This is a genomic window from Streptomyces viridiviolaceus (assembly GCF_014650995.1).
GTDB lineage: Bacteria > Actinomycetota > Actinomycetes > Streptomycetales > Streptomycetaceae > Streptomyces > Streptomyces viridiviolaceus.
This window is the reverse complement of the sequence record NZ_BMWA01000003.1, coordinates 129,235-142,956: the sequence shown is the minus strand read 5'-3', so window position 1 is coordinate 142,956 and position 13,722 is coordinate 129,235. Positions and strand designations below refer to the sequence as shown.

Annotated in this window: 16 protein-coding genes; 7 read left to right on the top strand and 9 right to left on the bottom strand. The window is 69.7% G+C overall.

What is annotated here, in order from left to right; translation table 11 throughout:
* Nucleotides 1-211: 211 nt before the first annotated feature.
* From IE260_RS04675 to IE260_RS04660, 4 genes are read left to right on the top strand one after another with little or no spacing between them, the layout of a single operon-like run.
* On the top strand, nt 212-1,018 hold the full coding sequence (locus IE260_RS04675) for an ABC transporter permease (RefSeq protein WP_189869174.1): 807 nt from the start codon (nt 212-214) through the stop codon (nt 1,016-1,018).
* A 1-nt stretch (nt 1,019) separates the two neighbouring features.
* On the top strand, nt 1,020-1,883 hold the full coding sequence (locus IE260_RS04670) for an ABC transporter permease (protein WP_229880441.1): 864 nt from the start codon (nt 1,020-1,022) through the stop codon (nt 1,881-1,883).
* 5 nt (nt 1,884-1,888) lie between these two features.
* Nucleotides 1,889-2,884: an ABC transporter ATP-binding protein gene (locus tag IE260_RS04665; protein WP_189869173.1), complete on the top strand. Its 996-nt coding sequence runs from the start codon at nt 1,889-1,891 to the stop codon at nt 2,882-2,884.
* A gap of 33 nt (nt 2,885-2,917) precedes the next feature.
* A complete protein-coding gene (locus IE260_RS04660; RefSeq protein ID WP_189869172.1) occupies nt 2,918-3,724 on the top strand; it encodes a DUF1707 SHOCT-like domain-containing protein in 807 nt (268 codons plus the stop codon).
* A gap of 54 nt (nt 3,725-3,778) precedes the next feature.
* Here IE260_RS04660 and IE260_RS04655 read toward each other — a convergent pair whose 3' ends face one another.
* The 3 genes from IE260_RS04655 to IE260_RS04645 form a co-directional block, all read right to left on the bottom strand.
* Entirely contained in the window at nt 3,779-4,189 is a 411-nt protein-coding gene (locus tag IE260_RS04655) for a hypothetical protein (RefSeq protein ID WP_189869171.1), read from the bottom strand.
* 152 nt (nt 4,190-4,341) lie between these two features.
* On the bottom strand, nt 4,342-5,079 hold the full coding sequence (gene rph, locus IE260_RS04650; RefSeq protein ID WP_189869170.1) for a ribonuclease PH: 738 nt from the start codon (nt 5,077-5,079) through the stop codon (nt 4,342-4,344).
* Nucleotides 5,080-5,157: 78 nt separating this feature from the next.
* Nucleotides 5,158-5,391 (bottom strand): PTS sugar transporter subunit IIB, encoded by a 234-nt coding sequence (locus tag IE260_RS04645; RefSeq protein WP_189869169.1) that lies wholly within the window; start codon nt 5,389-5,391, stop codon nt 5,158-5,160.
* 186 nt (nt 5,392-5,577) lie between these two features.
* Between IE260_RS04645 and IE260_RS04640 the strand changes: the two genes are divergently transcribed.
* Together IE260_RS04640 and IE260_RS04635 are read left to right on the top strand one after the other, a co-directional pair.
* On the top strand, nt 5,578-6,873 hold the full coding sequence (locus tag IE260_RS04640; RefSeq protein ID WP_189869168.1) for a PTS transporter subunit EIIC: 1,296 nt from the start codon (nt 5,578-5,580) through the stop codon (nt 6,871-6,873).
* A gap of 190 nt (nt 6,874-7,063) precedes the next feature.
* Nucleotides 7,064-8,368, top strand: a complete 1,305-nt coding sequence (locus IE260_RS04635) for a PTS transporter subunit EIIC (protein WP_189869167.1) — start codon at nt 7,064-7,066, stop codon at nt 8,366-8,368.
* Nucleotides 8,369-8,437: 69 nt separating this feature from the next.
* Here IE260_RS04635 and IE260_RS04630 read toward each other — a convergent pair whose 3' ends face one another.
* Nucleotides 8,438-9,190, bottom strand: a complete 753-nt coding sequence (locus IE260_RS04630; RefSeq protein ID WP_189869166.1) for an MBL fold metallo-hydrolase — start codon at nt 9,188-9,190, stop codon at nt 8,438-8,440.
* Nucleotides 9,191-9,394: 204 nt separating this feature from the next.
* Between IE260_RS04630 and IE260_RS04625 the strand changes: the two genes are divergently transcribed.
* Nucleotides 9,395-9,850, top strand: coding sequence for a type II toxin-antitoxin system PemK/MazF family toxin (locus tag IE260_RS04625; RefSeq protein ID WP_189869165.1), 456 nt, complete (start codon nt 9,395-9,397; stop codon nt 9,848-9,850).
* 10 nt (nt 9,851-9,860) lie between these two features.
* Here IE260_RS04625 and IE260_RS04620 read toward each other — a convergent pair whose 3' ends face one another.
* The 5 genes from IE260_RS04620 to IE260_RS04605 all read right to left on the bottom strand — a co-directional run bounded on the left by IE260_RS04620 (nt 9,861) and on the right by IE260_RS04605 (nt 13,366).
* Nucleotides 9,861-10,811, bottom strand: coding sequence for a PLP-dependent cysteine synthase family protein (locus IE260_RS04620; RefSeq protein ID WP_189869164.1), 951 nt, complete (start codon nt 10,809-10,811; stop codon nt 9,861-9,863).
* Nucleotides 10,812-10,817: 6 nt separating this feature from the next.
* Complete coding sequence (locus IE260_RS04615) at nt 10,818-11,096, bottom strand: MoaD/ThiS family protein (protein WP_189869163.1); 279 nt, start codon at nt 11,094-11,096, stop codon at nt 10,818-10,820.
* A 98-nt stretch (nt 11,097-11,194) separates the two neighbouring features.
* A complete protein-coding gene (locus tag IE260_RS42995; RefSeq protein WP_336298799.1) occupies nt 11,195-11,290 on the bottom strand; it encodes a putative leader peptide in 96 nt (31 codons plus the stop codon).
* A 79-nt stretch (nt 11,291-11,369) separates the two neighbouring features.
* On the bottom strand, nt 11,370-11,792 hold the full coding sequence (locus IE260_RS04610; RefSeq protein WP_189869162.1) for a M67 family metallopeptidase: 423 nt from the start codon (nt 11,790-11,792) through the stop codon (nt 11,370-11,372).
* A gap of 146 nt (nt 11,793-11,938) precedes the next feature.
* Nucleotides 11,939-13,366, bottom strand: coding sequence for an amino acid permease (locus tag IE260_RS04605; protein WP_189869161.1), 1,428 nt, complete (start codon nt 13,364-13,366; stop codon nt 11,939-11,941).
* Nucleotides 13,367-13,722 lie beyond the last annotated feature (356 nt).

Here is a 13,722-nt window from a genome sequence, read left to right as displayed (position 1 = left end):
GGACTCCTGTTTCGCGTCGTACGGGACTCGTACGGCCTGTACTGCCTTGTGCGCTTCTGCGCCCCCAGATGAAGACTCTCGCATCACGCGTTCCGTTCCCGGTCAGCGGCACACCCGTGAAATTCCGCATCGCGCCGTGAAATTCCGTGGCATGGCGCGTCTCGGGCGCACTAGGCTCCTGCGCTTCGGTGCCGGGCGGACGAGGAGGGCCGTGGGTGTGGGCTCGGGACGGTTGTACGCGGCCGTCGCGGCGGGGGGATTCAGACGGTACGCGACGTATCGGGCGGCGACGGCGGCCGGGGTGTTCACGAACACGGTCTTCGGGCTGATCCTCGTCTACACCTATCTGGCTCTGTGGGACGCGAAACCGCAGCTCGGCGGGTACGACCAGGCGCAGGCCGTCACCTATGTGTGGCTGGGGCAGGCGCTGCTCGCGGCGCTGGCGATCGGGGGCGGTGGTTTCGAGGACGAGCTGATGGAGCGCATCCGTACGGGTGACATCGCGGTCGACCTGTACCGGCCGGCGGATCTGCAGCTGTGGTGGCTGGCGGCGGATCTGGGCCGGGCGCTGTTCCAGGTGCTGGGCCGGGGTCTGGTGCCGTTCGCGTTCGGGGCGGTTTTCTTCCCGGTGGCGCTGCCGCGGGAGGCGTCCGCGTGGGCGGCGTTCCTGGTCGCGGTGCTGCTGGCGGCGATGGTGAGCTTCGGGCTGCGGTACCTGGTGGCGCTCTCGGCGTTCTGGCTGATGGACGGCACGGGGGTGACGCAGATGGCGTGGCTCGCGGGGTTCTTCTGTTCGGGGATGCTGCTGCCGCTGAACGTCTTCCCGGGGGCGCTCGGTGAGGTCGTGCGGGCCCTGCCGTGGTCGTCGATGCTGCAGGCGCCCGCGGACGTGCTGCTGGGCGAGGCCGATCCGCTGGGCACGTTCGTGTTCCAGGCGGGCTGGGCGCTGGTGCTGCTGGCGGTCGGGCGGCTGGTGCAGTCGGCGGCGACGCGGCGGGTGGTGGTGCAGGGTGGCTGAGGTGGTCGATGCCGCCGATGCGGCCGAGGTGACCGCGGGGAGGGTGGAGCGGGGTGGCCGGGTCGCCGAGGGGCTGCGTGCCTACCGGCTGATCGTCGCGATGTGGATCCGGTCGACGATGGCCTACCGGACCTCGTTCGTGCTGACCACGCTCGGGAACTTCGCGACGACCGCGCTGGACTTCGTGGCGATTTTGCTGATGTTCTCGCGTGTCGACGCGCTCGGCGGCTACGCGCTGGGCGAGGTCGCGTTCCTGTACGGGCTGACCAGCGTCTCGTTCGGGCTGGCCGACCTGGCGATCGGTTCGATGGACCGGCTGGGGCGCCGGGTGCGCGACGGCACGCTGGACACACTGCTGGTGCGTCCGGCGCCGGTGCTGGCGCAGGTGGCCGCGGACCGTTTCGGGCTGCGCAGGCTGGGCCGGGTCACGCAGGGAGCGCTGGTCCTCGGCTACGCGCTGGCCACCGTGGACATCGACTGGACGCCGGCGAAGCTGCTGTTGATGCCGGTGATGCTGGTCAGCGGCGCCGGGATCTTCGGCGCGGTGTTCGTGGCGGCGGCGGCCTTCCAGTTCGTGGCGCAGGACGCCTCGGAGGTGTCCAACGCCTTCACCTACGGCGGTACGACGCTGCTGCAGTACCCGCCGACGGTGTTCGCGCGGGAGCTGGTGCGGGGGGTGACGTTCGTGGTGCCGCTGGCCTTCGTGAACTGGCTGCCGGCGAGTCATGTGCTGGAGCGGCCCTATCCGCTGGACCTGCCGGCGTGGGTGGCGTTCGCGCCGCCGGCGGTCGCGGTGGCGTGCTGCGCGCTCGCCGGTCTGGCGTGGCGGGCGGGGCTTCGTTCGTACCGGAGTACAGGGAGTTAGCCGAGGTGGACAACGATCGTGCGGAGCCGGGCGGGGCCGGGGGCTTCATCGAACTCGACGGGGTCGAGAAGGTCTTCGAGGTGCGCAGGAGGACGGGCTTCCTCAAGCGGGAGCGGCGGCGGGTGCGGGCCGTGGACGGGTTGTCGTTCACGGTGGCGCGCGGCGAGATGGTCGGTTACATCGGTCCGAACGGGGCCGGCAAGTCGACGACGATCAAGATGCTCACCGGCATCCTGACCCCGAGCGGCGGCCGGCTGCGCGTCGCCGGGATCGATCCGGCCCGGGAGCGGACCCGGCTCGCGCACCGCATCGGGGTGGTGTTCGGGCAGCGTACGACGCTGTGGTGGGACCTGCCGCTGATCGACTCCTACCGGCTGATGCACCGCATGTACCGCATCCCGGACGCCCGTTACCGGGAGAACCTCGACCGGTGTGTGGAACTGCTGCAACTGGAGGCGCTTCTGGACGTGCCGGTGCGGCAGTTGTCGCTGGGGCAGCGGATGCGCGGCGACATCGCGGCGGCGCTGCTGCACGACCCGGACGTGCTGTACCTGGACGAGCCGACGATCGGCCTGGACGTGGTCTCGAAGGCCAAGGTGCGGGGATTTCTGCGGGAGTTGAACGCCGAGCGGGGCACCACGGTGCTGCTGACCACGCACGACCTGCAGGACATCGAGCAGTTGTGCTCCCGCGTGATGGTCATCGACCACGGGCGGCTGATGTACGACGGCCCGCTCGCCGGGCTGCACGAGGCGGGCGAGAGCGAGCGGACGCTGGTGGTGGACCTGGAGCGGGAGCTGCCGCCGATCGAGGCGCCCGAACCGGCGCGCGTGGTGCGGGTGGAGGGGCCGCGGCAGTGGCTGGCGTTCCCCGCGTCGGCGTCGGCGGCGGGGCTGGTGGCGGGGATCGCGGCCCGGTATCCGCTGGTCGACCTGTCGGTGCGGGAGCCCGACATCGAGGCGGTCATCGCCAAGATCTACGCGGAACGCGCGAGCGCGTAGTGCCCGGCGCCGCGAACTCGTAGGCTGCTGTGCATGACCGACGACGCCCCGGAACTCCGCGCATCCGACGCCGACCGTGAACGAGTCGCCGAGGTCCTGCGGGACGCCCTTGCCGAAGGGCGCCTGGACATGTCCGAGTTCGAGGAACGGCTGGACGCCACGTACCGGGCCCGTACGTACGGTGAGCTGGCGCCGATCACCCGGGATCTGCCGGTCGGCGCGGCGCCCCGGGTGTCGATGACCAAGGAGCCGGAGGTGACCGGGGCTTGGGCGGACCGGATCACCGGTGGCGAGGGCTCGTCGTCGTGGGCGGTCGCCGTGATGTCCGGGTTCCAGCGCAAGGGGCGCTGGACGGTGCCGAAGCGGTTCAACTCCTTCGCCTTCTGGGGCGGCGGGGACATCGATCTGCGCGAGGCGCGCTTCGCGGACCGCGAGGTCGTGATCAACTGCGTGGCCATCATGGGCGGGATGAACGTGATCGTGCCGCCCGGTGTCGAGGTGGTGGTGCGCGGCATCGGCGTCATGGGCGGCTTCGACCAGCGCGAGGAGGGCGTCATCGGCGAGCCGGGCGCCCCGCGCGTGATCATCACGGGCTTCGCGTTCTGGGGCGGGGTCGGTGTGGTCCGCAAGCTGACGCGGGCGGAGAAGCTGCGGGTCAAGGAGGAGCGCCGGCAGGAGAAGCTGGACCGCAAGGCGGCGCTGAAGGAGCTGCACACCTCGTTCCGGGACGATGTGGAGGAGGCCCACCGCAGGATGCTGGACGGGCACCGGGACCTGATGCACGAACGCCGCGAGGAACGCCGCGAGGAGCGGGAGCGGCGCAGGCGGGGCGAGGACTGAGCGGAGGCCGGGACCGGCACGGTGGACGGCCGGTCCGGGCGCTGCGCCGCCTGCCTACGGCGTGCAGACCTTGGTCAGTTCGCCCGCCGCGTCGGTGAGGGGGCTGAGGTCCGGGGTGGTGTCGCCGTTGTCGACGGCCGTGCGGATGTTGTCGACGGCCGTGCCGAGGTCGTCGACGGCCTTGCCGACGTCGGTGTCGTCGGTCTGGTCGCCGATCTTGTCGAGGTTCTTGTCGATGGAGTCGAGGGACTCCTCGAGCTGCGTCGGGTCGTTGGACGCGGCTTCCACGGCCTGCTGGAGTTCGGTGACGCTGTCGGCGATGGCGTCGGCGGTCTGGACGCAGTCCAGTGCCTTGTCCACGGCGTCGCAGCCGGTGGTCAGGCCGGCCGTCAGCGCGACGGTCGCCAGGGCTGCGGCGGCTATGGCGGTGCGGCGACGGGTGCTGCGGCGGCGGGTCGCGGCCATGGGTCTCGGTCCTCCCCTAATGACCGGGCCGGGCGGCCCGTGTGTGTGGCGGCGCCGGGCGTACGGTGGTGAGGCCGTACGCCCGTACTGCTAGTGACGCGGTCACGGGCGGTGGAGTTGCGTGCCCGGGCCGGGTTCTCTTGGTGTGGTCTTTACTTTTCGAGGACCGTATCAAGCGCCTTGCGCTGCAGGGCCGCCAGTTCGGTGCAGCCTGCGGCGGCGAGGTCGAGCAGGGCGTTGAGCTCGTCGCGGGCGAACGGTTCGGCCTCGGCGGTGCCCTGGACCTCGACGAAGCGTCCGTCGCCGGTGCAGACGACGTTCATGTCGGTGTCGGCGCGCACGTCCTCCTCGTAGCGCAGGTCCAGCATCGGTGTGCCGCCGATGATGCCGACGGAGACGGCGGAGACGGTGCCGGTGAGGGGCTTGCGGCCGGGCTTGATCAGCTTCTTGCCCTGGGCCCAGGCGATGGCGTCGGCCAGCGCCACGTAGGCGCCCGTGATCGCCGCGGTGCGGGTGCCGCCGTCGGCCTGGAGGACGTCGCAGTCGAGGACGACGGTGTTCTCGCCGAGCGCCTTGTAGTCGATGACCGCGCGCAGGGAGCGGCCGATGAGGCGGCTGATCTCGTGGGTGCGGCCGCCGATCCTGCCCTTGACGGACTCGCGGTCGCCGCGGGTGTTGGTGGCGCGGGGCAGCATGGCGTACTCGGCGGTGACCCAGCCTTCGCCGCTTCCCTTGCGCCAGCGGGGGACGCCTTCGGTGACGGAGGCGGTGCACAGGACCTTGGTGTCGCCGAAGGAGACGAGGACGGAGCCTTCGGCGTGCTTGCTCCAGCCGCGTTCGATGGTGACGGGGCGGAGCTGCTGGGGGGTGCGGCCGTCGATTCGTGACATGCGTGTGAGCCTAGCCGTCCATGCGGAAGGGGCCCCTCCCGCGGTGGGTGAGGGGCCCCTCGGCGGTGAACCGGTGGTTCACATCATGTCTTCGATTTCCGCGGCGATCGGGTCGGCGTCGGTGCCGATGACGACCTGGATGGCGGTGCCCATCTTGACGACGCCGTGGGCGCCAGCGGCCTTCAGGGCGGTCTCGTCGACCAGTGCGGGGTCGTTGACCTCGGTGCGGAGGCGGGTGATGCAGCCCTCGATCTCGTCGATGTTGTCGATGCCGCCGAGCCCGGCGACGATCTTCTCAGCCTTGCTGGCCATGTTCCTTCTCCCTGATCCGAACCGCTTTGTCGCAGTAACCCACAGTTGGCCCATCTTCGCGAGCGGTCATGCGGTACGTACCGAATGATGGCGTCACGACAGCGGAACCGTCCGCCAACTGGTCTACACCACCGTGCGGACGGTCGCCAAACCGCCTCCCGCGCCAGGGGACCGGATGGAGACCGGATGAGTGCCGACAGTGCGGTCAGCCCCGCTCGTGCCCGCTGGAACAACCTCTTCCAGGGTCTGCAGAAGATGGGCCGGAGCCTCCAGCTGCCCATCGCGGTCCTGCCCGCCGCGGGCATCCTCAACCGGCTGGGCCAGCCCGACATGTTCGGGGACGACGGACTGGGCTGGACGAACGTCTCCAAGGTGATGGCGGGTGCGGGCGGGGCGCTGCTCGACAGTTCGCTGGGGCTGCCGCTGCTGTTCTGCGTGGGTGTGGCCATCGGGATGGCCAAGAAGGCCGACGGTTCGACGGCGCTGGCGGCGGTGGCGGGCTTCCTTGTCTACTTCAACGTGCTGCGGCAGTTCCCGGAGGACTGCCCGGAGGGTTCGAAGGCGGTGCCGAAGGTCGGGTGCCAACTGACCGACGGTTCGCAGACGGTGACGGCCTTCACCTATCAGAACCCGGGTGTCTTCGGCGGCATCGTGATGGGGCTGATGGCGGCCTACTTCTGGCGGCGGTTCCACCGGACCAGGCTGGTGGACTGGCTCGGCTTCTTCAACGGCCGCCGGCTGGTGCCGATCATCATGGCGTTCGTGGCGATCCTGTTCGCGGCGCTGTGCCTGTGGGTCTGGCCGCCGGTCGGGGACGCGCTGGAGAGCTTCAGCGACTGGCTGACGGGGCTGGGCGCCTGGGGTGCGGGCGTGTTCGGCCTGACGAACCGTGCGCTGCTGGTGATCGGGCTGCACCAGTTCCTGAACGTGCCGATCTGGTTCCAGTTCGGCAGCTACACCAAGCCGGACGGCACGGTGGTGCACGGCGACATCAACATGTTCCTGCAGGGCGACCCGGACGCGGGCCAGTTCACCTCGGGCTTCTTCCCGATCATGATGTTCGCGCTGCCGGCGGCGGCGCTGGCCATCACGCACTGCGCGAAGCCGCACCGCCGCAAGGAGGTCGGCGGCCTGATGCTGTCGGTGGCGCTGACGTCGTTCGTGACGGGGATCACCGAGCCGCTGGAGTACTCGTTCCTCTTCATCGCGCCGGCGCTGTACGCGGTGCACGCGGTGCTGACGGGTGCGTCGATGGCGGTGACGTGGGGGCTGGGCGTCAAGGACGGCTTCAGCTTCTCCGCGGGCCTGATCGACTACGTCATCAACTGGAACCTGGCGACCAAGCCGTGGCTGATCATTCCGATCGGCCTGTGCTTCGCGGCCGTGTACTACGCCGTGTTCCGGTTCGCGATCACGAAGTTCGACCTGAAGACGCCGGGACGGGAGCCGGAGGACGAGGTCGAGGACGTCACCAAGGTGTAGCCCTCACGTACCCTTTGAGGGTGGTCTCGCGAAGGCCCCCGGACGCCCGGTCCGGGGGCCTTCGGCACGCCGCCGACCGGCACGGCGCGTAGCGCCCCGGTCGCGGAATCACGGGTTCCTTACGCAGCCTTCATCGTGCTACAACAGGTCTACACCACTAGTGGTGTAGACCATCACCGATGGAGGACTTATGAGCACCGCCACCGACAAGGCGGCCCCCGCGAAGAAGCGGGGATCGGGCCTGTTCCAGGGCCTGCAGAAGGTCGGCCGCAGCCTCCAGCTCCCGATCGCCGTCCTGCCTGCGGCGGGCATCCTGCTCCGCCTCGGCCAGCCCGACGTGTTCGGCGCGGACGGCCTGGGCTGGGACAAGGTGGCCAAGGTGTTCGCCGGCGCCGGCGGCGCACTGCTGGACGCCTCGCTTGGCCTGCCCCTGCTGTTCTGCATAGGCGTGGCCATCGGCTTCGCCAAGAAGGCGGACGGCTCCACCGCGCTCGCCGCCGTGGTCGGCTTCCTCACCTACTACTCGGTGATCCACCAGTTCCCGATCGAGGACGGTGTGCCGGAGGGCGCCAAGTTCATCGGGACCGGCCTCAGCGGTGTGTGGCAGAACGGCTCCGAGGTCACCGCGGCCTCCTACCAGAACCCGGGCGTGCTGGGCGGCATCGTCCTCGGCCTGCTCTCGGCCGTGATCTGGCAGCGGTTCCACCGCACCAGGCTCGTCGACTGGCTGGGCTTCTTCAACGGCCGCCGCCTGGTCCCGATCATCATGGCGTTCGTGGGCACCGCCCTCGGTGTGCTGGTCGTGGTGGGCTGGCAGCCCATCGGCGACGTCATCACCGACCTCGGCGAGTGGATCACCGGCCTCGGTTCCCTCGGTGCCGGCCTGTTCGGCCTGATCAACCGCGCGCTGATCCCCATCGGCATGCACCAGTTCGTCAACACCGTCTCGTGGTTCCAGATCGGCGACTTCACCAACGCCGCGGGCGAGGTCGTCCACGGCGACCTGAACCGGTTCTTCGCCGGCGACCCGGACGCCGGCCAGTTCATGTCGGGCTTCTTCCCGATCATGATGTTCGGTCTGCCGGCCGCCGCGATCGCCATCGCGCACGCCGCCCGTCCCGAGCGCCGCAAGGCCGTGCTGGGCATGATGGTCTCGCTGGCACTGACCTCCTTCGTCACCGGTGTGACCGAGCCCATCGAGTTCGCGTTCATGTTCATCGCGCCGGTGCTGTACGCGATCCACGCCGTCCTGACCGCCCTGTCGCTGGCCATCACCTGGGCGTTCGGCGTCCACGCGGGATTCACGTTCTCCGCGGGCTTCATCGACTACGCGCTGAACTGGAACCTGGCCACCAAGCCATGGCTGATCATCCCGATCGGCCTGGTGTTCGCGGTGATCTACTACGTGGTCTTCCGCTTCGCGATCACCAAGTTCAACCTGCCGACCCCGGGCCGCGAGCCCGAGGAGGAGGTCGAGGACCTCACGAAGGCGTGAGTCCCCGTCGCACGGCATGACGAAGGCCCCGGAACCGTCGAGGTTCCGGGGCCTTCGCGCACGTACGGGTCAGATCTCGTACGACACTCCTGGCGCCGCCAGCTCCACCGGCCCGTCGTAGACCGCCTGCGCGTCGGTCAGGTTGACCCGGGGGTCGGTCCACGGGGGGATGTGGGTGAGGATCAGGCGGCGGGCGGCGGCGCGGGCGGCGGACTCGCCCGCCTCGCGGCCGTTGAGATGCAGGTCCGGGATGTTCTCCTTGCCGTGCGTGAAGGCCGCCTCGCACAGGAACAGGTCGGTGTCCCGGGCGAGTTCGTCCAGCGTGGCGGTGACACCGGTGTCGCCGGAGTACGTCAGCGACCTGCCGCCGTGCTCGACGCGGATGGCGTAGGCCTCCACGGGGTGGGCGACGCGCTCGGTGTGCACGGTGAACGGGCCGATCTCGAAGGTGCCCGGCTTGACCGTGTGGAAGTCGAAGACCTCGCTCATGGACGAGGCGGAGGGGGTGTCCGCGTAGGCGGTGGTGAGCCGGTGCTCGGTGCCCTCGGGCCCGAAGACCGGGAGGGGGGCGCAGCGGCCGCCCTCGTGGCGGTAGTAGCGGGCCACGAAGTAGCCGAGCATGTCGATGCAGTGGTCGGCGTGCAGATGGCTGAGGAAGATCGCGTCGAGGTCGTAGAGACCGCAGTGGCGCTGCAGCTCGCCCAGGGCTCCGTTGCCCATGTCGAGAAGCAGCCGGAAGCCGTCGGCCTCGACGAGGTAGCTCGAGCAGGCCGATTCCGCGGACGGGAACGACCCCGAGCAGCCGACGACGGTGAGCTTCATGAAGCAGAAACCTCCGCTGGCGGGTGTGGAGAGACGAGGGTCGTGCGGTTCGTCGAGCGTAAGGCGCAAAACCTTTGGTCGCTCCTCCGCCAGGGGCCGTTGTGGGCGAACTCACCTGTGGTGTCACCGGTTCGGCTGGAAGTGGGGCGCTCGGGGCCGCTGTGGGGGCGCGCGGAGGCGGCACGCGCCGGTAACGTCGTGGGTATGGACACGTCCTGGTGGCTCGCGCTCGCGGCGGTGGTACTGCTCGCGCTCGTCGCCGTGGTGGTCGACGGCTGGGGCCGCGGGGCGCGGCCGGGGGGCCGGCTGAGGCCGCCGGGGCGTCCGGCGGGGCCCGGCGGGCGGGCGGCCCGGCCGCGGCCGGCGGAGATCTGGTGGGCGAACGTGCCGTACGAGGACGCCCGGGGCGCGAAGGACCGGCCGTGCCTGGTGATCGCGGTGCGGCGGCGACGCGTGACGGTCGCGAAGATCACCAGCCGCTACCGGGACGAACGGGCCGGGGTGATCCCGCTGCCGCCGGGATCCGTCGGGGACGCGCGGGGGCGCACGAGCTTCCTGGAGACGGACGAGCTGCGCGAGGTACCGGTGCGGGACTTCCGGCGCCGGGTGGGTGTGGTGGACCCGGCCCTGTGGGACCAGGTCCGTCACCTGGCGACGTGATTCCTGGGGCTCAGGCCCAGAGCTGACCGTGGAGGGTCTCGATGGCCTCTTCGGTGGTGGCCGCGGTGTAGACGCCGGTGGAGAGGTACTTCCAGCCGCCGTCGGCCACGACGAAGACGATGTCCGCGCTCTCGCCCGCCTTGACCGCCTTCTTGCCGACGCCGATCGCGGCGTGCAGGGCGGCGCCGGTGGAGACGCCCGCGAAGATCCCCTCCTGCTGGAGCAGTTCCCGGGTGCGGGTGACCGCGTCGGCGGAGCCGACCGAGAAGCGGGTGGTGAGGACGGAGGCGTCGTACAGCTCGGGCACGAAGCCCTCGTCGAGGTTGCGCAGGCCGTAGACGAGGTCGTCGTAGCGCGGTTCGGCGGCCACGATCCTCACGTCCGGCTTGTGCTCGCGCAGGTAGCGGCCGACGCCCATCAGGGTGCCCGTGGTGCCGAGGCCGGCCACGAAGTGGGTGACCGACGGCAGGTCGGCGAGGATCTCCGGGCCGGTGGTCGCGTAGTGGGCGCCCGCGTTGTCCGGGTTGCCGTACTGGTAGAGCATCACCCAGTCCGGGTGCTCGGCGGAGAGTTCCTTCGCGACCCGTACGGCGGTGTTGGAGCCGCCCGCGGCCGGGGAGGAGATGATCTCCGCGCCCCACATGCCGAGCAGGTCGCGGCGCTCCTGCGAGGTGTTCTCGGGCATGACGCACACCATGCGGTAGCCCTTGAGCTTGGCGGCCATGGCGAGCGAGATGCCGGTGTTGCCGCTGGTCGGCTCGAGGATGGTGCAGCCCGGGGTGAGGCGGCCGTCCTTCTCCGCCTGCTCGATCATGTGCAGGGCCGGGCGGTCCTTGATCGAGCCGGTCGGGTTGCGGTCCTCCAGCTTGGCCCAGATGCGGACGTCGTCGGACGGCGACAGCCGCGGCAGGCGCACCAGGGGGGTGTTGCCCACCGCGGCCAGCGGGGAGTCGTAGCGCATCGCCGATCAGGCCATACCGCCGGCGACGGCCGGCAGGATCGTGATGCTGTCGCCGTCGGTCAGCTTGGTCTCGATGCCGTCGAGGAAGCGGACGTCCTCGTCGTTCAGATAGACGTTGACGAAGCGGCGCAGCTGCTCTCCGTCCACGATGCGGGCCTGGATGCCCGTGTGCCGGGTCTCGAGGTCGGCGAAGAGCTCGGCGAGGGTGTCCCCGGTGCCCTCCACCGCCTTCTGGCCGTCGGTGTACTGGCGGAGGATGGTCGGGATGCGGACCTCGATGGCCATGGCTCAGGGCTCCTGTCGGAAGGTGTCGTAGGTTCGAGGGGCGCGCGGCGGCACGCTGCGGCCCGCCGCGGCTCACGGCCGTACGGCGGCAGCGGATATCAACAGATGGCGCTGTTCAGCCTGCACAGGTCGACGTGCAGACGCGCCACGAGCAGCGTGCCCGGCGCCCTGTCGCTCACGTCGAGAAGAACCATGGGCTCATCGTATCGATTCCCGGTCCCGCTTCCGGAATGTGATCTCACCCTTCGGACGCATTTCATCCGTGCTGTGAGATCAGTACGCCTCGACCACCTTGACCTCCTCCTCCGTCACCTCGCCCTCCACGATGCGGAACGAGCGGAACTGGAAGTCTCCGGCGCCGTCGGTGTCCGCCGTGGAGACCAGGACGTAGTGGGCGCCGGGCTCGTTGGCGTAGGAGATGTCGGTGCGGGAGGGGTAGGCCTCGGTCGCCGTGTGGGAGTGGTAGATGATCACCGGCTCCTCGTCGCGGTCGTCCATCTCGCGGTAGAGCTTGAGCAGGTCCTGCGAGTCGAACTCGTAGAAGGTGGGCGAGCGGGCGGCGTTCAGCATCGGGATGAACCGCTCGGGGCGGCCCTCCCCCACGGGGCCGGCGACCACGCCGCACGCCTCGTCGGGGTGGTCCTCGCGCGCGTGGGCGACGATCTGGTCGTACAGGGCCTGGGTGATGGTCAGCATGTCGGCCAGCATAAGCAGACGGGCCGTTCCGTACCGATGAGCGGTACGGAACGGCCCACATGCCGGACATCCTGAGCGGCAGCCGCATCGGGGCGCCACGAGCACCCCTTGCGACGGGACGTCCGTCGTGCGCGCGAACGCGCTGGTCAGCCGACCTTCTCGAACTCGGGCTCGCCGTGGCGCTCGGCGATCTGCGGGTTGCGGTTCTTGAGCACGGCCCAGCCGATGCCCAGGGCGACGGCCCAGCCGGCCATGACGTACAGACAGACGCGGGAGTCGGCGTCGTACGCGATCAGGCCGGTGACGAACAGCAGGAAGGCGATGGCGATGTAGGAGCACACCGAGCCGCCCGGCGCCGGGAAGGAGGAGGAGGGCAGCCGGCCCGCGACGACCTGGCGGCGGTAGAGGACGTGGCTGATCAGGATCATCAGCCAGGTCCAGATGCCGGCCGCGGTGGCGACCGAGGTGACGTAGCCGAAGGCCTTCTCCGGGACGATGTAGTTCAGGACCACGCCGATGCCCATGAAGACGACCGAGACGCCGATGCCGATGGCCGGGGTCTTCGTCGACGACAGCCGGTTGAAGACCTTGGGGGCCTCGCCGTTGTCCGCGAGGGTGCGCAGCATGCGGCCCGTGGAGTACATGCCGGAGTTGCAGGACGACAGGGCGGCGGTGAGCACGACGAAGTTGACGATGCCGGCGCCGGCCGGGATGCCGATGACCGTGAAGGCCTTCACGAAGGGGCTGACGCCCTCGGCGAACTCGGTCCACTTGACCACGGCCAGGATGACGGTGAGGGCACCGACGTAGAACAGGGCGATGCGCCAGGGCAGGGTGTTGATCGCCTTGGGGAGGGTCTTCTCCGGGTTCTCCGACTCGCCGGCGGTGACGCCGACCAGCTCGACGGCGAGGTAGGCGAACATCACGCCCTGGAGGGTCATCAGGGAGGAGCCGATGCCCTTGGGGAAGAAGCCGTCGAAGGCCCACAGGTTGGAGACGGTGGCGGTGTCGCCGGCCTGGCTGAAGCCGAGGGTGAGCACGCCGAGGCCGATGACGATCATGCCGATGATGGCGGTGACCTTGACCATCGAGAACCAGAACTCGATCTCGCCGAACAGCTTCACCGAGATCAGGTTGGCCAGGAACAGCACGATCAGGAAGACCAGGGCCGAGACCCACTGCGGGATCTCCGGGAACCAGTAGTGGATGTAGATGGCGGCGGCGGTGAGCTCCGCCATGCCGGTGACCACCCACATCAGCCAGTACGTCCAGCCGGTGAAGTAACCGAAGAAGGGGCCGAGGAACTCGCGCGAGTACTCGGCGAAGGAGCCGGACACCGGGCGGTAGAGCAGGAGCTCGCCGAGCGCCCGCATGATGAAGAAGATGATCACGCCGGCGAGGGCGTACATGAGGATGATGCTGGGGCCGGCCTTGGCGATGTTGGCTCCGGCGCCCAGGAAGAGGCCGACGCCGATGGCGCCGCCGATCGCGATCATCTGGACCTGGCGGCTGCCGAGCCCTCGCTCGTACCCCTCCTCGGGGGCTTTCTCCGTGTCGACCTGCGCAGAGGTCATGTGTGGTGCGCCTTTCTCCATGCCGACCCGGGCCTTTCGTCGGCCGCGGATCGGGTCTCGATCCCCCCGGATGATGGAGCTGAGCGGGCCTCGCGCCCCGCTCGTGCCTGGCCGGCGGTCCGCCGGCTCGGTGGCGCACCCGGCCGAACATTCGGGTGGTGTTCGCCGGGCGGTCGTGAAGATTTACCACGGTCACAGCACTGATCACAGGAGTGCACTGTGACGTACCACACAGGCAGAAGCGGACAAAGAGCACATAGGGGTACAAAGAGGGGCGCCACTTTGACGGGATCGTTATCCGGATTTGAGGGTCCGCTGAGCGGACACCCAAACTGCGCCGGTCAGACCGTAAGGAG